This is a genomic window from Paraburkholderia sp. GAS334, assembly GCF_050436625.1.
In the GTDB taxonomy this organism is placed as follows: Bacteria; Pseudomonadota; Gammaproteobacteria; order Burkholderiales; family Burkholderiaceae; genus Paraburkholderia.
In genome coordinates this window covers 37,734-59,207 of the sequence record NZ_JBNDMO010000001.1, presented here as the reverse complement: position 1 = coordinate 59,207, position 21,474 = coordinate 37,734, and the positions used below count along the sequence as shown (strand labels likewise).

Genomic DNA, 21,474 nt, shown 5'->3' with positions numbered 1-21,474 from the left:
TGGCCTCGGCTCCCGCGCACTTCCGGTCGGAGCACCTACTTCGATGCTTCTCGACGCGCGCCTGAACGCCCTAGCCTATATAAAACAACTGTAAATATCAAATGCTCCTGAAAGCTGCTGACCATCTGTCTCCGTATCAATTACTCGTTTGCCCTGACCTACCAGCGGTCGACGGGCGGGGCGTACCGAACGGAATGAAATACAGGTCGTTCCTCGATGCAACGACGGCCACGACCAGCTTAGCAAACGTGACATGGGGATATATCTCGAGTCGAGGCTACGAACTGCTTTCATTCCTCGAACGAAGCGTGCATTACTGGTTGCATCTGCAGCCGGACGTCGTCGACTGGCGCGAACAATATCCGTTTTTCGACCCGAACGAGGTTGCGCGCTATATGCGGACGGGAAAGAGAGTCCCGAGGAACAAGGTTCCAACGCTCGATTTCGTCTACACGCTCGCGGCCAATGACAACCAGCCATATCGCAGCGGTGCAATCTCCGTTAAATCAAAGGAAGAACTCAAGCTCGCAGCAACCTGGCGGCGGATGGAGCGAGAGCAAGCCTTTTGTGCTCAGCACGGGTGGTCTTGGCGAATGATTACGGAGGAGCAAATGCCAACCTCTAAGGGGCGGGCATGTCGCGAGGTCGTGCTGTGGGCACAATATTCCGAGATTGCTGCGGATGCGGATAGCGCGCGATTGTTGGCGGCTCTTGTTCGCAAGTCAGCGAACGGGCATGACAGCTTCGAGGACGTTTTGAGTGATTCAGCGCTACAGCTCGGCTGCACGCTCAACGACGCGTATACGTTCTTTGCGGTGGCGTGCATTTCGAAGTTGCTGTTCCTTGACCTTTCGAAATTTCGCAATATTCACTCTCCGCTGGTGTTGCTATGAAGGAAAATCTGGAAGAGGGTCAACTTTTACGCGAGTTGCTTCCCAAGAAGAAGCAAGCCTTCTGGCGCGTAGTGTGGATTAACGAGCACGATAACGAGATATATCTGTTTCCCGTGTCGGAGGTAACACCCACGGGCACAAAGTTGCCGAAGCGAAGGCCATACAACATCGTGCAGGCGCAACTCGCGGACCGATTCGAACAGGTCGAAGACCATATCGTCTTGCCAGACATGATTCTCCCGGAGGCCGAAATACCCGAGAACATTAAGAAGGTCAGAGACGATAGATACGCACTTATCGCAAGTTTGGTCACCGAGTCTGCGCCAGAGCTATATTCGAAGTCCACGCGTGGGCATCTCCTCCGACAGCACAGTGAGAAAGTCGGGAAGCCTGAGTCTACGATTCGTAGGCTGTTGGTTGCGTACTGGAACTTCGGGTGTAACTCAAACGCGATGCTGGAGCTTCGTGCCCGATTTGGCGGAGCCGGAAAATCGAGGGAAGCGGGACACGCGCCTCGCGGCCGACCAAACGCATCAATAGTTTTACACGGGGAGGAAAAGGGAGCGCCAAACCGTAACTTGAGCGAATTCGATAAAGAAACCATTCGCCAGGCGTTGATGACGCACTTCATTGACGCCGACAAAAACTACTCCGCCACCCGCGAAGAAATGCTCATCGAGAGTTACCCGAATGGCAATGGCCCGAAGTACACGACCTTTTATTCCTACGCTAAGAAAGTAACATCTACCCCAGAATGGCTCGAGGCAAAGGCCGGTGCGAAAGAGATGCGGGAGCGCCACGCGAACGCGCGCGGGCATGCTCGAGATATTGCATCAGGTGCGGGAGATATAACGGATGTAGACGGCACACCCTTTCCTCAGGAGCTTATTGCTTCATGGGCGCCGGCACGCGCAATCCGCAAGCCAACCCTCATTGTCGCCATTGACAGATACTCGTATTACATCACGGGGTTCTATGACAGTATGGTCCCCGAGAATTGGGACGGCGTTCGGATGTGTCTGTTCAGCACCCTTACTTCCAAAGATGAACTGTTGGCCGAATATGGGCTGGAGCCACACCACTGGAGAACAGGGGCCCATCCGGCCGGCATTTTTTTCGACCGTGGAGTATCCAAGACAGCGACTGCGAAGGCCGCCTTGTGTGATGAGCTCAAGATGGAAATTATCTGGGCGCCGCCGGGCCACCCCGAGGGCAAGCCGACTGCAGAGGGCATGCTCGGAAAAATACAAAACAGGATGATGTACGGACCGGGGTCAACCAAAGGCTCCGGTAGAATTAAAGACGTCCAGCGGGTGAAGAAAGCTATCGACCTCGCTGAATGGACGCCGTGGAGATTTCGAAAGGAACTCGTTGACGAGATTATTCTGCACAATAAATTCACGGACGTATCTCATCTTCTGACTCGCGAAATGATGGATTCTGAGCGTCCACCAGCGCCGACGCCGGAGGGGATTTACTTTTGGAATCAGCAACAGTTGCGGGGCGGCCGAGCGAAGAGGCTGAGCGACGAAGAGCTGTATTTCGGACTGCTGCGGCGCGTGCATGTGGCAATCTATCCAAGTGGAGTTCGATTCAAGAAACACGCGTTTTCATCGCCAGGTCTTATGGCGTACAGGTTGAGCAAAATCTCGGCACTCGGAAACAAACGCAACTGCTGGACGAACGTCTATTGGGACCCGCTCACGCCGTCCAGACTTTATTGGCGAAACCCGGAAGGTAGGCTCGAAATACTGCTGCCTGACAATTATTCGGCGGACCTGCTCCGTCAAAAGACGTGGGCAGACATCGCGGTGGACCGGATGCGTATGCTTGTCACCCTCGAAGAAGTTGACGCGCGCAAGCAGGAATTCCAGGTCGCCCGTAGCAAAGCAGTCATCACCCGGAAGCAGGAGAAAAATATCGAACCAACGCTTGCGCTAGCAGCCCCAATAAAGAAGACTAGAATCAACAAGAAGTCAACGGCAGTCGCCAGAGACATCGAATATCATTTGCAGCAGCAGGATTTGCTCGACAAGGTCACGCCCACAATCGAGAAAGTGGTTGGAAAAGCTTCTTTGATGCCAAGCCCGGCTGTGCGGGCACTGCCGAATTTGTCCGATGAAGAAGCTGAAGACTTCATGCGGAGAATGATGGAAAACTAGGAACAAGGGATGCCGTCGAGAGTTGCCAGTCGAATTTTAGAATCGATTCACGACTAGCAACGTACGTAGGTCGGGGCAATGTCGGGTGCTACGGTTAGATGCTCGACACGTCACCGATGAATTGAGGACGTGACGAACTGCAGTCACTCTATAACGATGTCTTTCTCGAAAGGGCGGACCGCCTCATAACATGGGTCCGCCCGAATTCTGTCCGTCAACCTTCCTTTCTATTTCTTATCTCAGTCAGCAGCGACTCCAATTCTGCGGCCTTGAGCTTCGTTGCACGCCGAATCTGAGCCATGTCGTATTGACCAGGGTTAGTCAGTAACCATTCGGCCCGTCGAAGGGACCAAGCTCTATCGCTTTCCGTGTACTCAGCCAGCAAAGCAGCGGAGCGCGGATACTTTTCGGTCTGGTAAAGAATCACAGGGCTCGCACTCCGCAGAAGCTCGCTTTTGGTCATGCGTTTCGGTTTTTCCAGAGAAACTATTTCCCTTTCGTAATTCCTTTGGATGATTTTGCTGGCACGCTCATCACGCTCCTCCGCTTGGATGCTTCTAACTTTTCTTGCACCGCTATGGAAGTTAGGGCGGTCATCAAGGTCAATCGTTTCTCGGCCCCAGCCATCAACCTCCTCCCAAATGTTGATAGGGAGTTCCGACCTTTTGAATTTCCTTCTTATCGTTTCTCGAAATTGCTGAGGCGATTCGAACAGTACAGCTACGAGAATCACGTTGAATTCTAGCTCAGGGGAGACAGTTCCGTGGTAGAGGTGGCGGCGAATAGACGTGAAGCGACGCTCCCGCCGCCAAGCGTATGTGTGGAAGAAATTAGGAGCGTTGAAGGTGTCAATGTGCCGCTTCATTTCTGCCATCTGAATCCCTCTGTCGTTCATCAGTCCCAGCTCAGTCGCCCGTGTCTGCATGGCGGCGGCGATGAAAGGAAATTCCTCTTCAGGTATTGGGTCAGCGAGAAGATTGTCGAAAATTCCATGAATTCGCTCTTCCAAGATACCATTAAGGTCCTCTGCTCCCGGGATTCGATAAAGCCTTGCTGGTTTTCCGCAGATGCACTCCATAACTGGCAGCCTAGTCTTGACATTTTTGTGCCGATGACCAGCACATTCTCCGCAATCGGTGTGCAGCGGCATCTTGTGCTTCAGACACCTCGTGACTAGAGCAAACTGGTGCTCCCGGTGCCAGTATGAGTGACCGAATTTTTTCGTATCTTCCGCAATGCACTGGAAGCACCACTTCATTTCCTCACGCGTCCTTCCGCGCCAAACGTTGTTTGAGGCCTTGCCGCCGGGCGCCGTGAGCATATCCTCGACGCACTGCTGTCTGTGGCGTTCCGACAGGAACGGCGCGATTGCGGGGAAGATTGTTTGATTTGCAATCATCGATTCCGAATCACCTAGCACTTTCCCCGTCTTTTCAATGAAATGCTCCAGTCCTCTGGATAGAGTCCAAGGATATGTGATGATGCTTCGCCCAAAAATGTATCGACCCGTATCAAGCGGCAGCACACAATTCTCGATGCAAATACGAATGAAGTGCCCGACAATCGTTTCACCGGGCAGAAATGGAGGAAGGTTTAGAATGGTTACTTTACGTGGTTGTCTGGCCATTTTTATAGTAAGAAAAATCTAGCGTTAAAGGTAGCTCGGAATAACCGTCAAAGAATGCAGCCAGTGCTTGCGTCACCAACTTCCGCAATCGTGAGCCGGGAGAAGGACCCGCCCAAACTAGTCGTCAAGCGTCTCTCGCACGAGTCCTTGCTCGACTGCGGCCTCATAAGAATACGAGGCCGTCGCCGTTACTTGTTTTTTCCGCGATTGTTTGGGCGCGGCATCTTTTCTTCCCGACCTCGGACTCGATGTATTGTTTTTCTTTGCGTTGCTCTGTTTGGAGTTGCTCGCAGTCGCAGAACCGTCTTTGGCCTTTGCTTCTGCGGCTGCTTTTTCCTTCGTGATGGCGGCCTCAGCCTTTGCTTGTCGCTTAGCAGCTTCGACCTTCCTTCGCTCCTCAAGGCTCTGCAGTTCCTGCGCTTCGTGGAGCGTTTGAATTTTCTCGCGCGGATACGGCAACAGGTGTTCGAATCGTTTGTACTGTTCCCGACTTGGGCTTTTCCCGGCCGCGACCTCGCGCAAAATGCTGATTGAAGGACCGTATTCGAGGAGAGTGGCTGCGCAGCTATCAATCATTGCCACAGACAGCTCGGCTTTGTCGCCTGACTTCGCCATCGCCTCAAAAACCTGGCTGATGAGCAGTGAAACTGCATGCAGAAAGCCTTGCGTGTGGTGATGAATCGCTTGGGGGAAGAACACGGGCATCTGGAGTTCCGAGTGGCTGACTCGGTATTCCCACATCATTAAACAAAGCTTATAAAATTCGGCGCCTAATGGAAGCAATGACAACTCGCGATGTCCACGCGCCGCCAACTTGCGCCCCTCTTGCAAATGCGAAGTGAGTAGCGGTTCGACCCCATTTGTGGCAACGCTAAGAATCGGGATTCCCGTAGCCTGCATGAATGTAGAAAACGCCTGGAGTGTCGCCTCCGTCCTCTCGTCAAGTGCTTTTAGGCGTTGCAGGTCATCGACGATTAGCAGCCCGAGATAGTTTGACGTAGCTGCGCGATACAGTTGAGACAAATGCGCCCAAAGAGGGGTTTGAGTGCTGCGTGTCAGCCGGGCATAGTCGGTTCCGAGTACGGCGTCGAAATTCTCCAGTACTTTTCGGACCATTGCCTTGAGGTCGGACGCCTGTTCGCATTGCACGGAGATGACCGGCAGTTGCACGACCTTCAGTTTGCGTCCACCGATGTGGGTATGCACAATCGGTATTGTTCCGATGTAGCGTGTAATCCGGTTTACTAGCGTCGTTTTTCCCGCGCCAGTGGGGCCGAAAAGCATCCGACCCATAGCAGCGCCTCCTGAGGGACTGCGAGCCTGAAGCAGCCTCGTCGCCGCGCCGGTTCTCCATTCGTGGTCGGTGCACTGTGCGATTCTATAAATATGCGCCATCACTTCGGGCGCGGTCGGGTTTCGATATTTGTATCCTCGCCGAACCAACGTCATCACCGACGACAACTCGTCTGCGTGCGTGTCAGTCGGGACAAAGATATCCTCGATATCGTGAAGAGCCTCGATGCGGTGATGAAGCTGCGATGCGAAAAATTCGTTGGTGCGCCGTTCGGGCAAGTGACGAAGCACTTTCCAGGTGGCCTCGCTATCAATCAACGGCGGTAATGCTTCGACGAACGCGTTGCCTGCGAATGGTCCGACCTCCGCCCGATATGTCGCGCGCTTGAAGATATAACCGTTTTCGACGAAGGTTGCGGTGTCTGCGAACGTGCCTTGCTGGTCATCTTCGCCCGTCAGCGCAAATCCCGAGCTGCCCCCCGGAAGCGGTACATCCTCGATTAAAGACCGAAGATGGACATCCTCTACCGAGGGCGGAAAGTTCTTGAAGTTTTGCTGTTGCATTGAATCCCCAATACCGCGAATGCAGCAAAGCTGCGGCGATATCCACAAGTCAAAGGAAATGAGTGTGCTCGGACGGACGGTCCGATGAGGTCAGGGGGAATTGGATAGCGGCTGAGACGGGTTACAACAATAGTACTTCGCACCTTCTACTTCAGCGAGCAGCCAACCCGCTTGCCGGGTGGGTCCCGGCGGCAAGCAGAAGTCAATAGACCTCAAGTAAGATGCTATCACATGAGAATAAAAAATACACTTCCGCTTGTGCTTGATGGCGAAAGCCTGCTAAATGCTGGCGCACAGTAGAATAATTGCGGTGATTATTTGTTAAACCGACGACCTCAGGAAATTGAATTTACGGCAAAGTTTCGACACATTGCATTGCGAATCAAGTTTCTTTTCGTCTCGCGCCAATACTGACTTCCAGCGAATTTTTTGCGCCGACTTTGAATGAAATTTGCAGGAAATTTTTGGTCGATTCACGCGCGGTCACCCCGCAACACCTCATCGAGCGTCACCGAAAGATGGGTGTAAAAGCGGATCGGCCGGTCCTGCGCCATCGGCGAATACGACATCGCGAGACTCTCCATGTCGTCGATGGGACGGAACGTCTCCGTGACGAGCTTCATCTCGCCAGCATCGATCTTCGAGAAATCGAGGATGTCGTTCACGATGCGGCGCAGGCCGTCCGCCGCCATGCCTACCGCACGAAGCCGCTGCTCATGCGGCTCCAGTCCCGGGCTACGCGACAGCAGTTCGAGATTGCCGAGCAGCGCATTGAGCGGCGTGCGGATTTCATGACTCATCGACGCGAAGAAGTTCGAGCGCGCGCGCATCATCGCTTCGGAGGCCTGTTGCGCCTCACGAAGCTGCTGCTCGAGCGTCTGCTGTGCAGTCACGTCGAGGACCGCGCAAAACAGCACGTCCTCGTCGTCGTAACGCGCAGGCGCGTAGGTAATCTGCAGGAATTGAGGATGCGCGCCGCCGTCGTCGAGCGGCTTCGCCGGCACGATAAAGCCCGCGATCTTCGCGAACGACGAAGCCGACAACGCATGACCGCCCTGCTCGCGAAACGCGGTGACGATATGAGACGGCAGCGTCATCTCGCTTCCGAGGTGCAGAAGCGCCGCTGCCAGCTGATTCGATGTCAGCAGCGAGTAGTCGCGTTGACGGACGATACACAGTCCGACGGGCGTCGCGCTGACGAGAATATGGTTGATCGTTTCGCTTTCCAGCGCACGAGCCGTTTCGGCGTGAGACTGGCGCAACAGGCGCATCCCCCAGAAGCGCGCCGTCAGCAGAACGCCGGCGACGAGCAGCAACGCGAGCCCCGCGATTACCGTCAGCTGCACGCTGAGCGCGCCCAGCAAGCCCGCATACGACAAAAAATAGATCAGCGAGCCGAACCCCGGTTGCGTCGGCTCGACAAGCAGCACGCCTTCGCGCGAGTAGACGAAATGGCCAGGTGACACGCCGTTGGCCATTGCCTGCAACCGGCGAGAGCGATCCGTTGCAGCGGGCGGTGACGATGCCACGAGGCGCCCTTTGTCGGTCATCAATAGCAGCGTGCCCGGGTCGCCTGGACGGACGAGGCCTGTGAGAAACATATCGACGGGAACGCTTGCGGCAATGAGCACGATCGCTCTGTCGTCCTCGTAGGCGGCCGTCACCGCTGTCATCACCGTGATGTGCTGCACTGGATCGAGGTACGGTCCAATCCACACCCGCCCGCCTCGCGCCGGTACGCTCTTTCCCGTACGCGACTGGAGTTCGCGCGTCAGCATGTCGCGCAATTGCGTCAACGCGCTGGCATCGGGCGCACGCGGCTCGCCCGACGGTGCTGAATCGATGGCAGGAAGAATGACGTCATAGCGGTCAGCCAGGCCGAACAGATACGCACGATGCGTGAGATCGAACGCGCGCTGCGTCGCCAGCGTCGAGTCAGCTGTTTCATAAAGGCGCGCGAGATGTTCGTCGAGTGCATCACCCCCACGCGGCGCGTGTGCTTTCCGGCACCAGTACGTCGAAGCGCGCATCGGGCAATTTGACGAAACCGCTCACGGTGCCCGTCTGCCGCAACTGGTCGGCCACGCCGGGTGGCAAAGGACGGGGCGTGTCGATCGTGCCGAAGTAGCGGACAGTGAGCTCAGTGCGACGCAGGAACGAGGCCTCGCGATCAACGAGCGCGGACACATCGGTCGCGTATTGCACGACCTGTCCACGCCGGTAGTCGAGATGCCGCGCAGCGGCCAGTACCGCCATCAGCAAGCCCGATACGAAGACGATCACCACCAGCGTGACAATCGTTGCAAAGTAAAGGTAGCGTTGCCGTCGCGCGCTTCGGGCAAGCGCCGCGAACGACTCGGCGAGTGAGTCCTGCGTGAGGTCGAGAATTTTCTGCATGACGTCGTCGTCAGATCAGGCCGTTCTCATAGGCATAGCGGATGAGATCAGTGTTGGTCTGCAGGCCGAGCTTCTGCATCGCCATGGTCTTCTGGCTCGATACGGTGCTGACCGAACGCCCGAGCTTGGTCGCGATTTCCGAGAGCAGCGATCCCTGCGCGTACAGACGTACCACTTCGAGTTCGCGCTGCGTCAGTTCGGTTGCGGGAGCGGCGTTGGCGGAAGCGGAATCGAGCAGCGCGCGGATCGAAGGCGAGTAGAAGTGGCCATCGCTGACGGTCACGTGGATGCACGCGCGGACGGTTTCGTCGAGCTGGTCTTCCTTGCTGACGAAGGCGCGCGCGCCGAGCTTCATCGCGCGCAGGACAACGCCTGGATTGGTCTGCGCGCTGACCACGACGATTCGCGTGTCGGGATAAAGGCGCGTCAGACGCTTGAGCAGGTTGAAGCCGTCGAGCGACGCGTCGCCGTGCCCCATGCTGAAGTCGGTGACGGCGACATCCGCTGGGTTCTGCGCCAGCGCCTGCACGAGCTGGCTGCCGTTCGTGCATTCGCACACCACCTCGAAACCCGGTGCCCGTCGCAAGCAATCCCTCAGGGCAACGACAATCAACGGATGATCGTCGGCAAGCGCGACACGTATGGGCTTCACTGACATGCCGTTGTTCCTTAGGACGCCGGAGGGGAATGTGCAGGCTGCTTTCGGAGGCAGTTTAGCCTTTTTGCCAACCTTAGGAAATGTCTGATTCACAAATGTGGAATTGGCGAAAACCTCTCGGCTGCCGCTCAAGGAATATTGGGTTTTCCGGAAACACACGGCCGAGGAGCGGTGCGTATAAAGATGCAATGGAGATAATCCATTGTGTTGATTGGTAAAACGTCGAGCTAGCAAAAACGTCCCTCCGCTATCAAGCCTGGCGGCGTCTGACGCCGATCCGGTCGCCGGACTACATGGATAAAGATTGCCCGCCACACTATGCGTCGTGCATTCTCAATGGCGTTTTTGGTAAGCGGTATCGTATTTCCCTTAAATCAGGGATTCGAATTTCAGATATTTCGCAAAGGGAAGTGGCGGACTCATGCCTTATTTGAAGGTCATCCGACTGCCTGACGACCGTTCCCGATTGAACGCCGCGGCGAACTGACCCGTCGTGCGCATCGTCGATACAGGTGTCAGGGGGCATTGTTCAGCGCGACCGTTCGCGGGTCACGCGCGCGAGATCGAGCCGGACATGGAAGCGGAATTGATCTGATAGATCGGCGTTACTACCATCTCGACAGCGGGTGGAGAACGGCTCAGGATGGACCCGTCAGCGCCCAATAGTGCGGGCTGGCTGATCCAGGTAACAACGGCGTTTTAGCGGCCCGCCCAGGTATGGACGGGCTATTTTTTTGGCCGCCTGTTTGCGGAACCGACGCTCAGGCGCCGAACAGATTCATCTGCCGGGCTGAAGTGATCGCCGGCCGCTCAAGCGCGAGCAGTCCCTGCTTGCGTTCGAGTCCGCCTGCGTATCCGGTCAGGTCGCCCGCGCCCGACAGCACGCGATGGCACGGTACGATGATCGACACCGGGTTGCGCCCGTTCGCAGCGCCGACCGCGCGGGCGCTGTTGCCCTCGAGCCCGAGCCGGTCGGCAAGGCCGCCGTAGCTCTCGATCTGCCCATAGGGAATCTTCACGAGTTCGCGCCAGACGCGAAGCTGGAACGTCGTGCCCGACGGTTGCACGTTGATCGTGAACACCTTGCGTTCGCCCGCGAAGTATTCGGCGAGCTCCTCCTGCGTCTGACGCAGCACGGGCAATGTTTCGCCACCTCGATCGTCGATGCGCTCGTCGGGAAAATACTTCTGGCCGACGAAGAAGAGACCGGTCAGGGCGTCGTCTTCCGCGCGCAACAGGATGTCGCCGAACGGGCTCGCAATCAGTGTGCACTGTTTCATGTGGCGCTCGTGGGTTCTGGCAGCGCTTCCACCTTCAGTCAAACACCGCCGTCGATCGCTCTCACTGTAGCGCATCGTCTGGTGCCGCACCGCGTTTCCGCCTGTGAGGCTAACGAAGATCTGGTGCTACGCTTTCAACGAATCGCCCGTGCAATGTGACTGCCATTGACCAACCGGAGACCAATGTGAGTCCAGCCACCTCCCCGCTCGCCCTGCATTGTGCCGATATGGCGCGCAACAACGCGTGGTCGAACGCGCGTTTATATCGCGCGTGTCTCGCGCTATCCGACGATGCGTTCGCTGCGACCCGTGTGAGCTTTTTCCCGTCACTGCAGCTCACGCTGAATCACATCCTGCTGGTGGACCGCTATTACATCGACGCGCTCGTCGACGGCGGCGCAGGCCTGACGATCTTCGACGAAGAGGTGCCTTACCCGCGCGCCGCCGACCTGTGGCCCGCGCAACAGGAAAGCGACCACCGTCTGATCGCCTTTTGCGATGCACTCGATAGCGACGCGGCCCTCCAGCGCGAAGTCCACATCGACCGCGGGCCCGGTGTCGGCATCACGCATGAAACAGTCGGCGCCGTGCTGCCGCATCTCTTCGTGCATCAGATCCATCATCGCGGTCAGGTTCACGCGATGCTGTCAGGCACGACCGTCGCGCCGCCGCAGCTCGACGAGTTTTTCCTGCGCTTCGACGCGCCTTCCCGCGCCCGCGACGCGCCGTACGACGCGCGCTGACACAGCCTGACGACACCGCGATGACACGGCGATAAAACCGTGAAGAACCGCATGCACCGTGGCTGGGCATGCAAAAAGCCCGCCAGCGTGATGGACACTCGCGTTAAACTGCCCTTGATCCGCTGCGGCAGGCTGCATGCGGTCCTCCGGGCGGCCACACGCACGGCATCGGATGCCCGCGCGTGATGGCCGCGCGACAGACGAAGTCGCAGCCAGCCCGTACAATGAATCGCTCAACAACGGAACGAGGACAATGTCGATGCGCACCACCGGCTCTTCCGGGGCAATGACCCTGCTCACCGAATACGACGACGCAACGGCGCGCGAACTTCGCTCGCTGCGCCTCGAATCGACTGAAGACGGCAAAGGCATTCTTCTGATCGAAGTCGATGAACGCAAGCCGGGAATCCACCGCGAAGTGCGTTACGAAATCACCCCTGCGGAACTGATCGCAGCAATTCGCGCCCACGGCGCCGAACTGCCGGGCGAACAGCACAACCGTTAGCCGCCAGGCGCACAACCCGCACGACCATTCACTGTCAGGCGCGACGGGTTTCACCGCGGGCGGCAGCAGGCGTCGTACGTCAGCAACCGCCCGGCGCGCGCTCCCAGCAGGCCAGCCGTCCGGCCATAGCCAGCCAGCACCGGCGGCGGCCGACCCACGAAGGTAGACAATGGAATACGATCCGCAGAATGCGTTCGCCCGGATACTGCGCGGCGAACTGCCGGACATCCGCGTGTATGAAGACGAATTGACGGTCGCGATCATGGATATCATGCCGCAGGCCGACGGCCACGTTCTGATCCTGTCGAAGGAGCTAGCGGTTGAGATCTTCGACCTGTCGGAAGAGAGCGCGGCAGCCTGCATGCGGACGACGCGCCGGGTCGCGACGGCCGTCAGGGCGGCGCTCCACCCGCCCGGTGTGCTGATCGCCCAGTTCAATGGCCTCGCGGCCGGCCAGACCGTTCCGCACGTGCATTTCCATGTGATTCCGCGACGCGAAGGCGAAACGCTGAAACCGCACGGCGCGGTGCTTGCCGATACCGAAAAGCTTCGCGAAATCGCCGCGCGAATTGTGGCCGCCATGCCGGAAGGTGCCGCCTGACCTTGCCAAACGGCGCTTCGTCCCCATCTGCCCGTGACGCGGCCAGTAGCGCCGACTGACGTCACGACCGCTTCCAGCGGGCCGGTTGCGCGAAGCGGCCGGCCCGCTGCGTTTCACCGGCGCGTTCCAGGCCGGTTCGCAGCTGATTTTCGTTTGTTTTCAAGTCACTTTTCGGTACGCTTGCACGTCTCGAAAATGCGTCCATAATCTTTGAGTCACCTTCATTTCTGGCCATAAGGCCGCGGATGTAAGCCGATGCTACATGACCTCGTCGAACAGTACGGGCCGTTGCTGGTGTTTGCCAACGTGCTCGCCGCCTCGTTCGGGCTGCCCCTGCCCGCGATGCCGTCTCTCGTCCTGTTTGGGGCAATGGCTGCGCTGCATCCGGGATCCATTGGCGGGCAACTGCTGCCGGTGCTGGTGCTGTCGATTTTCGCGACGCTGATCGGCGATAGCGCGTGGTTTCTGGCGGGCCGCATCTACGGCGGCAACACGCTGAAGACGCTCTGCAAGCTGTCGCTGTCGCGCGATACGTGCGTGAAGAAGACCGAGCGCTTTTTCGGCCGCTGGGGCGTGCGCGTGCTGGCGGTGGCGAAGTTCGTGCCGGGCCTGTCGATCGTCTCCGTGCCGATGGCCGGCGCGATGGGCGTCCGGTACCGCACGTTCCTGAGCTACGACAGCATCGGCGCGGCGCTGTGGTCCGGCGTTGGGCTGATTATCGGCGTGCTGTTCGCGCAGCAGATCGACATGTTGTTTGCGGGCGCGAGCCGGCTCGGGCACATGACCGCGGTCGTCGTGGTCGCGCTGTTGCTGGCGTACGGGACGTATCGCTGGATCCGCCGCCGTCAGCTGATCAAGAAGCTGGCGACCGCGCGTATGGAAATCGAGGAACTCGACGAGCTGATCACCGCGAATCAGACGCCCGTGCTTTTCGATATCCGCTCGCATGAAAAGCGCAAGCTCGATCCGTTCGTGATTCCCGGCTCGCAGTATGCGGACGAGCGTCAGCTCGAAGAGATCATCGCGAAATATCCGCACGATCAGAAGGTCGTGATCTATTGCTCGTGCCCGAACGAAATTTCGGCAGCGTGGATGGCGAAGCAGATGACCGAGGCCGGCTTCTCCGATGTCGTGCCGCTGCGCGGCGGCCTTGACGCATGGCGCGACGCCGGCCGCGAGCTGGAACCGCTGCCCGGCGAACCCGCCCGTCACGTTGATGGTGACATCGCCCCGAAAGCTGCATAGCGCGCGGCCCATGGAGCGCGGCCGCGAGGCGTTCCCGACGCGGGCGCCCCGGCTGCGGCAACCCATGCGGCACGCCGACGTCAGCCCCCTGTCACACAGAAAGAGGAAGGAGCCGTTTGATGGCAGCGACTCAGGAAAGTGAAGGACAAGCAATCGTAGCCGACGCACCGTTCTCGAATCTGAGCACGCGGCGTCACCAGATGTTTCCGGAGCTCACGAACGAAGAGATCGATCGCCTGCGCAAGTTCGGCGAGGTGACCCGCCGGGGAGCCGGGGAATATCTGTTCCTCACCGGCCAGAAGGGCCCCGGCATGTTCGTCATCCTGTGCGGAGGCGTCCGGATAACCCGGCGCGACGCCCTCGGGCGCGAACATGTGATCGCCGACCATGGTCGCGGCCAGTTTATGGCCGAAGTCGGCCAGCTGTCCGGAAAGCCGGCGCTGGTCGACGGGCTGACCACCCGACCAGTCGAAGTGCTCCTGATTCCGCCAGATCGCCTGCGCGCGCTGATCGTCGCTGAAGCGGAACTGGGCGAGCGGATCATGCGCGCGCTGATCCTGCGCCGTGTGGCGCTGATCGAAAACGGCGCCGGCGGTCCAGTTTTGATCGGAAAGCGCAATGATCCCCGCCTCGTCTCACTGGAAGGCTTCCTTTCGCGCAATGGTCATCCGCATTCGGTGATCGACGAACGCGACGAAGACGCGTTGCGTCTCATCGAACAGTTCGCCGCGCGGCCCGAAGACCTGCCGCTCGTGATCTGTCCAGACGGCACGGTGCTGCATCATCCGAGCGACCCTGAACTGGCAACCTGCCTCGGGATGTTGCCCGATCTCGACGCGTCGCATGTCTACGACGTCGCGGTTGTCGGCGCGGGTCCGGCCGGGCTCGCGACGGCCGTGTATGCGGCGTCTGAAGGCCTCTCGGTGATCGTGCTCGACAGCCGTGCGCCCGGCGGCCAGGCTGGCGCCAGTTCGCGCATCGAAAACTACCTTGGCTTCCCGACCGGTATTTCCGGCCAGGCGCTGGCGGGCCGCGCGTTCGTGCAGGCGCAGAAGTTCGGTGCGCACGTCGCGATTCCCGTGAAGGTCCGCACGCTCCATTGCGACGAGCAACCGCACCGGCTGGATCTGGTGTGCGGCGGCAGCCTGCTGTCGCGCACGGTCGTGATCGCGACGGGCGCGGTATACCGCCGTCCGGCGCTTGAAGGGCTGGAGCGCTTTGAAGGGCGCGGCGCGTATTACTGGGCGTCACCCGTCGAGGCGAAGCTGTGCAAGCACGAGGAAATCGTGCTGGTCGGCGGTGGCAATTCGGCTGGCCAGGGGATCGTCTATCTGGCGTCGCACGCGAAACACGTGCACGTGCTGATCCGCAAGAGCGGCTTCGAATCGACGATGTCGCGTTACCTGATCGACCGCATCCAGTCGTTGCCGAACGTGACCGTGCATCCGCGCGCTGAAATCGGCCGGCTCGAAGCCGACGACAGCGGGCTCGCTTCGGTCGTGCTGAAATCGCCGCTTCCGGACGGCACCGATCACTTCGACACGCGCCATCTATTCCTCTTCACCGGCGCCGACCCGAACACTGACTGGCTGCGCACCTGCGGCGTCCAGCTCGACGCGAAGGGCTTCGTGCTGACCGGCGTGGGCGCAGGCTCGGGCTGCGATCTGGCGACGACGGTCGAAGGCGTCTACGCCATCGGCGACGCTCGTGCCGGGTCGACGAAGCGCGTTGCGGCCGCCGTCGGCGAAGGCGCGGCGGTGGTGGCGCAGATTCACCAGCTACTGGCGGAACGGGCGGGCGAAGCCATCGCGCTTGGCGCCTGACCGAGCGGACGCGCCCTCTTTGAAGACCGTCCCGCTTTCCGCTGCCCGCACGCTTCATCTGGCCGCACAAGGTCTGCTCGCTCCGCCGCGCCGCAAGGCGGCGAAGGCGGACGTGCTGACCGCCATCCGCCAGATGGGGCAACTGCAGATCGACACGATTCATGTCGTCGCGCGCAGCCCGTACCTCGTGCTGTTCAGCCGGATCGGCGCGTACGAGCCGGCCTGGCTCGACGCGCATCTCGCCGAAGGCAAGCTGTTCGAATACTGGTCGCACGAGGCGTGTTTCGTGCCGATCGAAGACTACGGTCTGCTGCGGCATCGCATGCTGGACCCGGTCGGCATGGGCTGGAAATACGCCGCCGACTGGCACGGCAAATATCGCGCCGATATCGACAGTCTCCTCGAGCACATCCGGCAAAACGGCGCCGTGCGCGCGGCCGATTTTGCGCGCGAAGGCGGCAAAGGTAATGGCTGGTGGGACTGGAAACCCGAGAAGCGCCATCTCGAAGTGCTGTTCGCGACCGGCCAGTTGATGGTGTCCGCGCGACACAATTTCCATCGCATCTACGATCTGGCCGAGCGCGTGCTACCCGGCTGGGACGACGCACGCGATCTGCAACCGGTCGAGGCTGTCGCGCGTGAGTTGCTGTTGCGTAGCTGCCGCGCGCTCGGCATCGCGCGGGCGGACTGGGTCGCGGATTATTACCGGCTGCCACGTCGCCCTTATGTCGATGCACTCAACGCGCTCGCCGACGAAGGCGAACTGGTACGCGTGCAGGTCGACGGCTGGAAGCAGGACACGTTCGTGCATCGTGAATTCGCGCCGATGATTGACGATGCCATGACCGGCAAGCTCGCTTCGACGGTGACCACCGTGCTCTCGCCCTTCGATCCGGTCGTGTGGGATCGCAAACGCGCGGCTGCGCTGTTCGATTTCGACTACGCGATCGAGTGCTACACGCCCGCTGCAAAACGCAAATACGGGTACTTCGTGCTGCCCTTGCTAAGCCGCGGAAAGCTCGTGGGTCGTGTGGATGCAAAGGCGCATCGCGCGGAGGGTGTGTTCGAGCTGAAATCGTTTCATCTCGAACCCGGCGTGCGGTTGAGTGGCCGGCTGACGGACGATCTGCGTCGCGCGTTGCAGCGTTGCGCCGACTGGCACGGCACGCCTGAATTACGGATCACGTCGGGGCCCAAGGAAGTGCTCGCCGCGTTCAGGGACGAAGCGAAGAAACGCGCACTCAGTGAAACGCCGCCCACGCCAGCGACAGCGAAAACACGCCGAGCACAATCGACGCGCCGCGCTGCACTTTCGACGGATTGATCCACGCGAGTTTGCCGTTGCCAAGCGCCGCGCCGAACGAGATCCACGCGAACGCGGCCGGCACGAGCAGGCAGACGAAGACCGCCATCGTCAGCAGATACGCCTCGCCGTTAGTGAACGCGACGGCCGGAAAGATCGTGCCCGCAAACAACAACCCCTTGGGATTGAGCAGCGTCGCGACAAACAGCGTGTGCGGACCGGTGGCAGCCTGCGTCGAAGTGGGCAGCGCAACCGCCGCCTTCCACATGTTGACTGCGAGCCAGGCGATGTAGAGTCCGCTCGCGACGCGCAACACCGAAGGCAGCCACGGCCACGCGTGCGAAGCCTGCGCGAGAAAGTGCCCCCACACCGAAATCGACACGATGTAGCCGGCGAGTTCCGCGCCGATCAACGGCACGGAACGACGGACGCCCTGTCGCAAACCGGCTGCGGCGAGCAACGTATTCGTCGGACCTGGCGTAATGAGCACGACGGCGATACCGAGTGCGAGAAGTACGGCTTCGGAAACAGAAAACATGGGGAGCGAAGTCAGACGGATGCGGTGCGACTTTTTAACATAGATTGTCTGTCGCGCGACCAGAACCATTCAACGCCGTCGCCAGAAGACAGAACGGCCGGCATCGCGCCGGCCGCCAGCACACACGAAAGCACACGAACGCACGCGAACACACACGAGCGGCGCCGGTCCGATCGACCGGCACACGTCGCACGCGGCTAGCGTTCGAGCTTTGCGCGCAGTTCGCGCGCGGTTTCGAGCAGCCCTTCGTAGCCCGAGCGCGCATGCTCGGGCAGATCCGGGTCACCGACAAAGGCGCCGAGCGTTTCGATCAGGCTGTACAGAATGCCCTTTGCGGCACCCACCGCGATACCGCCGGTCGACACCAGATGATCGACGTGGCTGACCGCTGCGTCGAGATGCTCCAGGTCAGGCCGCTCGTCTGTTTCCTGCTTGTCCGGTACTTCACGCGTCATGATGGTCATCGCTCCCTGTTGAAGGACCCGTGATAGATCTTTCATGCTGTTATATACCGATCGTGCGCGGTCGTCCATTCGGCGCGACCTGAGCATCAGGGCGCCCAGCGATACATCAGGATTTTCGCGCGCGCGTCATCTTCGACGAGCACGACGTATTCCCCGTTCGCGCGCTGCACGGCGCTCACGCCGAGATACACATCGACCCAGCCCGACGTGCTGCCCACGCTCGCGCCCGGCGACAGGTAGCCGACCGCCTGGCCGGTGCGCGCGTCGTACACATCGATCTTCGGCGTATAGAGTTCGGTGACGAACACATAGTTGCCCGCCACCGCGACGCCCACCGGCGTAACCTGCGGCGAGGTTTGCGTGCTCCAGGGCAACGCGATCGTGTACTGCATCGAGGGCGTGCCGGAACTCCAGTTGTCATAGCGCGCGAGCACCGGGCCGGCTTCTTTCCAGTGCGTGCTGTCCCACGGCGTCGCGGCCGTGAAGCCGGAAATGTACATCGTGTCCGTCTCTGCGATATAGACGATGCGCGCGATGCGGTTGAACGGCTGCGGCATCGGAAACATCTTCGACGACGCATACGTATAAACCGGATTGCCGACCGCATCGAAGCCCTGCAACGGCATTTCGCGGATGCCGCTGCCGGGCGTCGCCTGCCAGACATTGCCCGGCGTATCGACCCAGTAGAAGCCGTTGCCGACCGTGCTGCCCGTCGATGGATTGCCGGTGATTTCGCTCGCATCCACGCGACCGTTGCCGTTCGTGTCGCGCCACATCCATTCGCCGTAGGTCGGCTGGCCGGCGGGCCATGTACCCGGCACCGGATTCTGCGCGAACAGCCCGGCAGGTATCGCGATCTCGCCCTGCTTCGCCGGATCGAAACGATAGACGTTCAGGTAGTGCGCGCCCATATCGAGCGTGAACAGATACAGATTGCCGTTGATCCGCCGCAGCATCGGCTCGCCGCGCACGTTGCGCGGAAGATGCAGCGCGGGGTCGTCGGGATAGTCGAAGCGGCTCATCGTGAACGCCTTGTACGACCATTCCTGTCCCGGGCCGCGGCTGTAGTCGAGCGCGAAATGTTTCGAGCCGCTGTAGACCTGATCGGGCGATGCCGGATCGAAGGCGCCGCCATCGACGAACAGCAAACCATACAACCGCCAGTTCACCGAACGCGTGCCAACCCGGTAACTTTCGAGCACCGCGCCGTCGCCGGTATAACCCGAGCCGAACGGACGCGGGCCGAAGTTGTTTTGCGCGACGTAGAGATTGCCTGAACTGTCGTATCCAATGCCGGTGATGCCGTTAAAACGCATGTCGCCTGCAGCACCCTTTGTCGCGTGGAAAATGCCCGAGCGCGTGCCGATCGATGCGGCCTGCTGCGTCTGTCCGTTGGCGATCTTGTTGAAGGCAAGGATCTGTTGAGAAGGCCCGTTATCGGCGACAAGAATCTGGCCCGATGGCGAGATCGTGATGGCGGTCGGCAATGTCGATGCGGGCAATAGAAGCGTGCCTGATAGCGCCGCGCCATTCGCCGAATAATGCGCAACAGAAGCACCGCTCGACGACAGGTAACCCTGGATCACCCACACCGTCGAATCGGTATCGATCGCGATGCGGCCAGGCGTCGGCACGCTCCACGAGCGCAATCGCTGCATCGTCTGTGCATCGAACACGACGATCTGGTTGCCGTATGTATCGGCCACATACAGTTCGGTATCGGTTGCAGCCATGCCGCGAATGCCTGCATCGGCGCCAGCGGCGGCCGCGCGGAGCAGCATGAAGCTGTTCTTCGTCGCGTTCGCGCTGTTGCCGATGCCGCCCGCGAACGGCGCGCCGACTGCGATGTTCGCAAGCAGGCGTCGCGTGATGCCGAACCACGTCTGGTCTCGTGGCGGGAAGTCCGCTCCGACGAGCCCGTTGTTCCCGTTGGCTATCGACATGGCCGCGTACAGGTACGTGTGATTGGTCGCGATCGCGTCGCCGCCCGCGTTGCCCCAGCCGTGCGTGTTTCCGCCAACAGCGATCTTGTCGCCCGCACGGTACGCGCCGATTTCGCTGCCGCTTTCGTCCCACGGTGCGTTGGTGTACACGGTGCCATTGGGCGCGACGCTGATCGCCTCGATGTCCTGCTGCATCCATTTACCGTCGCCAAAGCCGAAGCTGTTGCCGATCCAGGACGTGGTGGCGTTGAGTTGGGATTGCGCGTGCGATACGGCTGGCAGACAACCCTGCCAGACAAGCATCGACGTCGCGAGAAAAGTAGAGACTTTCACGACGAAGTTCCTTGCGAGTGGTCAAGCGCGGCTGATCGATCGATGTCGTCAGCCTGTCGAGTGGCCGTACGCCGCGCGAAAGTGCGTGGCGCTCAAACCGGCCGTCCTGATCTTCACATGGGAACTCGTCGGTCAATTCGCCGAAAAAAGGTGAAATGTGGGGGACAGGTACCTGCTTGATGCGTTGAGCATCGACCAGGTTCATCGATTCGGTACGCAGCAAATGCGGCGCGCCCCTGCACGCTCCGTTCTGGTCGTCGTTCAAAACATCGTGTTCGAATTCGCCGACTGCTCCGGGATGGGTTGAATCACATCCCAATGCTCCGTGATTTTTCCGTTGGTCACGCGATAGATGTTCACGATCGCACGACCGCGATCAGACGGATTCAGCGTGGAATGCAAATGCACGTAGACGAGGTCGCCATCCACAGCGGAGCGGACGACATCAGAACGCGCCTGCGGGTTTCGCTCGAACACCTTCGTGAACACTTCGACAAGCGCCTTACGACCGTCCGGTACGGTCGGATTGTGCTGCACATAGTTTTCAGCGACGAAGCGGTCTGCGGCGCTCAGGTCGTGCTGATTGAAGAACTGCTCATGGAACGCGAGCACAACCTGCCGGTTCTGTTCCGCCTGCGAGAGGCTGGCGATATTTGCGGGCGGCGTCTGCGTCTGTGCGTGCGCGGGTATCGCGACGCAGATCGCGAGCGCCAGCGCAAACGGGTACGCGTTGAATCGATTGAGTGCCATCGCTGCAACCTCCGTAAAGACATGTTGATCGTTGTGTATGCACACAAATCGTGCATTGCGGCGCGAGCCGATGCTGCTGAGGCTTCATCTTCGTGCATACCTCAACCGCAATCCACGACGGCGTAAGGCTCGCCGGCATGGCACGCTTATCGCTTAGTACGATGCACGGGAGCCGGCGCACTATCCGGTTTAGCACGTAGTCACAATTTGCAATGGACGACTAGGGTTCCGGTCTGCATCGCTTAACTGCACGCAGACGCTGGTCCGAGAGTTGTCGACCTCAGGCGAGGTTACACGGCGGGATAAAAGCCCGGGAGAGAACGCGATGAGTCGCGCCGCTCCTGCCGTCGAT

General features: G+C 59.8%; 18 protein-coding genes and 1 riboswitch. Of the genes, 8 read left to right on the top strand and 10 right to left on the bottom strand.

The genetic code is table 11. The features are described 5' to 3' along the window. The first annotated feature begins 101 nt into the window (after positions 1-101). Both P3T21_RS00235 and P3T21_RS00230 read left to right on the top strand, forming a co-directional pair. Positions 102-893, top strand: a complete 792-nt coding sequence (locus P3T21_RS00235) for a TnsA endonuclease N-terminal domain-containing protein (protein ID WP_429253927.1) — start codon at positions 102-104, stop codon at positions 891-893. Continuing rightward, positions 890-3,055 (top strand): hypothetical protein, encoded by a 2,166-nt coding sequence (locus P3T21_RS00230; RefSeq protein ID WP_429253926.1) that lies wholly within the window; start codon positions 890-892, stop codon positions 3,053-3,055. The genes P3T21_RS00235 and P3T21_RS00230 overlap by 4 nt, the downstream gene beginning before the upstream one ends. 214 nt (positions 3,056-3,269) lie before the next feature. Here the strand turns inward: P3T21_RS00230 and P3T21_RS00225 are convergent, their stop codons facing one another. The 6 genes from P3T21_RS00225 to P3T21_RS00200 form a co-directional block, all read right to left on the bottom strand. Next, positions 3,270-4,682, bottom strand: coding sequence for a TniQ family protein (locus P3T21_RS00225; RefSeq protein ID WP_429253925.1), 1,413 nt, complete (start codon positions 4,680-4,682; stop codon positions 3,270-3,272). Positions 4,683-4,799: 117 nt separating this feature from the next. Further along, a complete protein-coding gene (locus tag P3T21_RS00220) occupies positions 4,800-6,539 on the bottom strand; it encodes an ATP-binding protein (protein WP_429253924.1) in 1,740 nt (579 codons plus the stop codon). Positions 6,540-7,012: 473 nt separating this feature from the next. After that, the gene (locus P3T21_RS00215; protein ID WP_429253923.1) at positions 7,013-8,569 is read right to left on the bottom strand and encodes a histidine kinase dimerization/phospho-acceptor domain-containing protein; all 1,557 of its coding nucleotides are present in this window, start codon (positions 8,567-8,569) and stop codon (positions 7,013-7,015) included. Further along, positions 8,517-8,936 carry a hypothetical protein gene (locus tag P3T21_RS00210; protein ID WP_429253922.1) on the bottom strand — a complete coding sequence of 140 codons (420 nt, stop codon included), beginning with the start codon at positions 8,934-8,936 and terminating at the stop codon, positions 8,517-8,519. The genes P3T21_RS00215 and P3T21_RS00210 overlap by 53 nt, the downstream gene beginning before the upstream one ends. A gap of 10 nt (positions 8,937-8,946) precedes the next feature. Beyond that, positions 8,947-9,594 carry a response regulator gene (locus P3T21_RS00205; protein ID WP_429253921.1) on the bottom strand — a complete coding sequence of 216 codons (648 nt, stop codon included), beginning with the start codon at positions 9,592-9,594 and terminating at the stop codon, positions 8,947-8,949. Between the two features lie 761 nt (positions 9,595-10,355). Then, positions 10,356-10,874 carry a methylated-DNA--[protein]-cysteine S-methyltransferase gene (locus P3T21_RS00200; RefSeq protein ID WP_429253920.1) on the bottom strand — a complete coding sequence of 173 codons (519 nt, stop codon included), beginning with the start codon at positions 10,872-10,874 and terminating at the stop codon, positions 10,356-10,358. 185 nt (positions 10,875-11,059) lie between these two features. On the opposite strand from P3T21_RS00200, the gene P3T21_RS00195 reads away from it, so the two are divergent. The 6 genes from P3T21_RS00195 (at position 11,060) to P3T21_RS00170 (ending at position 17,115) form a co-directional block, all read left to right on the top strand. After that, positions 11,060-11,617: a DinB family protein gene (locus P3T21_RS00195; RefSeq protein WP_429253919.1), complete on the top strand. Its 558-nt coding sequence runs from the start codon at positions 11,060-11,062 to the stop codon at positions 11,615-11,617. Between the two features lie 259 nt (positions 11,618-11,876). After that, positions 11,877-12,122 (top strand): hypothetical protein, encoded by a 246-nt coding sequence (locus P3T21_RS00190; RefSeq protein ID WP_228983880.1) that lies wholly within the window; start codon positions 11,877-11,879, stop codon positions 12,120-12,122. A gap of 169 nt (positions 12,123-12,291) precedes the next feature. Then, positions 12,292-12,723 (top strand): HIT family protein, encoded by a 432-nt coding sequence (locus P3T21_RS00185; protein WP_429253918.1) that lies wholly within the window; start codon positions 12,292-12,294, stop codon positions 12,721-12,723. A 255-nt stretch (positions 12,724-12,978) separates the two neighbouring features. Next, positions 12,979-13,968: a DedA family protein/thiosulfate sulfurtransferase GlpE gene (locus tag P3T21_RS00180; protein WP_429253917.1), complete on the top strand. Its 990-nt coding sequence runs from the start codon at positions 12,979-12,981 to the stop codon at positions 13,966-13,968. Positions 13,969-14,087: 119 nt separating this feature from the next. After that, complete coding sequence (locus tag P3T21_RS00175; protein ID WP_429253916.1) at positions 14,088-15,791, top strand: FAD-dependent oxidoreductase; 1,704 nt, start codon at positions 14,088-14,090, stop codon at positions 15,789-15,791. 19 nt (positions 15,792-15,810) lie between these two features. Continuing rightward, positions 15,811-17,115, top strand: a complete 1,305-nt coding sequence (locus tag P3T21_RS00170) for a winged helix-turn-helix domain-containing protein (protein WP_429253915.1) — start codon at positions 15,811-15,813, stop codon at positions 17,113-17,115. Here P3T21_RS00170 and P3T21_RS00165 read toward each other — a convergent pair. From P3T21_RS00165 to P3T21_RS00150, 4 genes are all read right to left on the bottom strand, one after another. Continuing rightward, on the bottom strand, positions 17,033-17,632 hold the full coding sequence (locus P3T21_RS00165; protein ID WP_429253914.1) for a LysE family translocator: 600 nt from the start codon (positions 17,630-17,632) through the stop codon (positions 17,033-17,035). The two genes, P3T21_RS00170 and P3T21_RS00165, sit on opposite strands and share 83 nt — an antisense overlap. Before the next feature lie 197 nt (positions 17,633-17,829). Next, positions 17,830-18,087: a hypothetical protein gene (locus tag P3T21_RS00160; RefSeq protein WP_429254495.1), complete on the bottom strand. Its 258-nt coding sequence runs from the start codon at positions 18,085-18,087 to the stop codon at positions 17,830-17,832. 95 nt (positions 18,088-18,182) lie between these two features. Beyond that, complete coding sequence (locus tag P3T21_RS00155; RefSeq protein ID WP_429254494.1) at positions 18,183-20,342, bottom strand: hypothetical protein; 2,160 nt, start codon at positions 20,340-20,342, stop codon at positions 18,183-18,185. A gap of 291 nt (positions 20,343-20,633) precedes the next feature. Beyond that, on the bottom strand, positions 20,634-21,122 hold the full coding sequence (locus P3T21_RS00150; protein ID WP_429253913.1) for a nuclear transport factor 2 family protein: 489 nt from the start codon (positions 21,120-21,122) through the stop codon (positions 20,634-20,636). A 209-nt stretch (positions 21,123-21,331) separates the two neighbouring features. Next, a riboswitch (guanidine-I (ykkC/yxkD leader) is annotated at positions 21,332-21,441 on the top strand. Positions 21,442-21,474 lie beyond the last annotated feature (33 nt).

Excerpts from the sequence above, each read along its gene's own strand:
- P3T21_RS00150 (WP_429253913.1), bottom strand. The coding sequence starts at position 21,122 with ATGGCACTCAATCGATTCAACGCGTACCCGTTTGCGCTGGCGCTCGCG.
- P3T21_RS00205 (WP_429253921.1), bottom strand. The coding sequence starts at position 9,594 with ATGTCAGTGAAGCCCATACGTGTCGCGCTTGCCGACGATCATCCGTTG.
- P3T21_RS00160 (WP_429254495.1), bottom strand. The coding sequence starts at position 18,087 with ATGACGCGTGAAGTACCGGACAAGCAGGAAACAGACGAGCGGCCTGAC.
- P3T21_RS00235 (WP_429253927.1), top strand. The coding sequence starts at position 102 with ATGCTCCTGAAAGCTGCTGACCATCTGTCTCCGTATCAATTACTCGTT.
- P3T21_RS00215 (WP_429253923.1), bottom strand. The coding sequence starts at position 8,569 with ATGCGCGCTTCGACGTACTGGTGCCGGAAAGCACACGCGCCGCGTGGG.
- P3T21_RS00185 (WP_429253918.1), top strand. The coding sequence starts at position 12,292 with ATGGAATACGATCCGCAGAATGCGTTCGCCCGGATACTGCGCGGCGAA.
- P3T21_RS00225 (WP_429253925.1), bottom strand. The coding sequence starts at position 4,682 with ATGGCCAGACAACCACGTAAAGTAACCATTCTAAACCTTCCTCCATTT.
- P3T21_RS00180 (WP_429253917.1), top strand. The coding sequence starts at position 12,979 with ATGCTACATGACCTCGTCGAACAGTACGGGCCGTTGCTGGTGTTTGCC.
- P3T21_RS00230 (WP_429253926.1), top strand. The coding sequence starts at position 890 with ATGAAGGAAAATCTGGAAGAGGGTCAACTTTTACGCGAGTTGCTTCCC.
- P3T21_RS00155 (WP_429254494.1), bottom strand. The coding sequence starts at position 20,342 with ATGCTTGTCTGGCAGGGTTGTCTGCCAGCCGTATCGCACGCGCAATCC.
- P3T21_RS00175 (WP_429253916.1), top strand. The coding sequence starts at position 14,088 with ATGGCAGCGACTCAGGAAAGTGAAGGACAAGCAATCGTAGCCGACGCA.
- P3T21_RS00190 (WP_228983880.1), top strand. The coding sequence starts at position 11,877 with ATGCGCACCACCGGCTCTTCCGGGGCAATGACCCTGCTCACCGAATAC.
- P3T21_RS00165 (WP_429253914.1), bottom strand. The coding sequence starts at position 17,632 with ATGTTTTCTGTTTCCGAAGCCGTACTTCTCGCACTCGGTATCGCCGTC.
- P3T21_RS00200 (WP_429253920.1), bottom strand. The coding sequence starts at position 10,874 with ATGAAACAGTGCACACTGATTGCGAGCCCGTTCGGCGACATCCTGTTG.
- P3T21_RS00220 (WP_429253924.1), bottom strand. The coding sequence starts at position 6,539 with ATGCAACAGCAAAACTTCAAGAACTTTCCGCCCTCGGTAGAGGATGTC.
- P3T21_RS00210 (WP_429253922.1), bottom strand. The coding sequence starts at position 8,936 with ATGCAGAAAATTCTCGACCTCACGCAGGACTCACTCGCCGAGTCGTTC.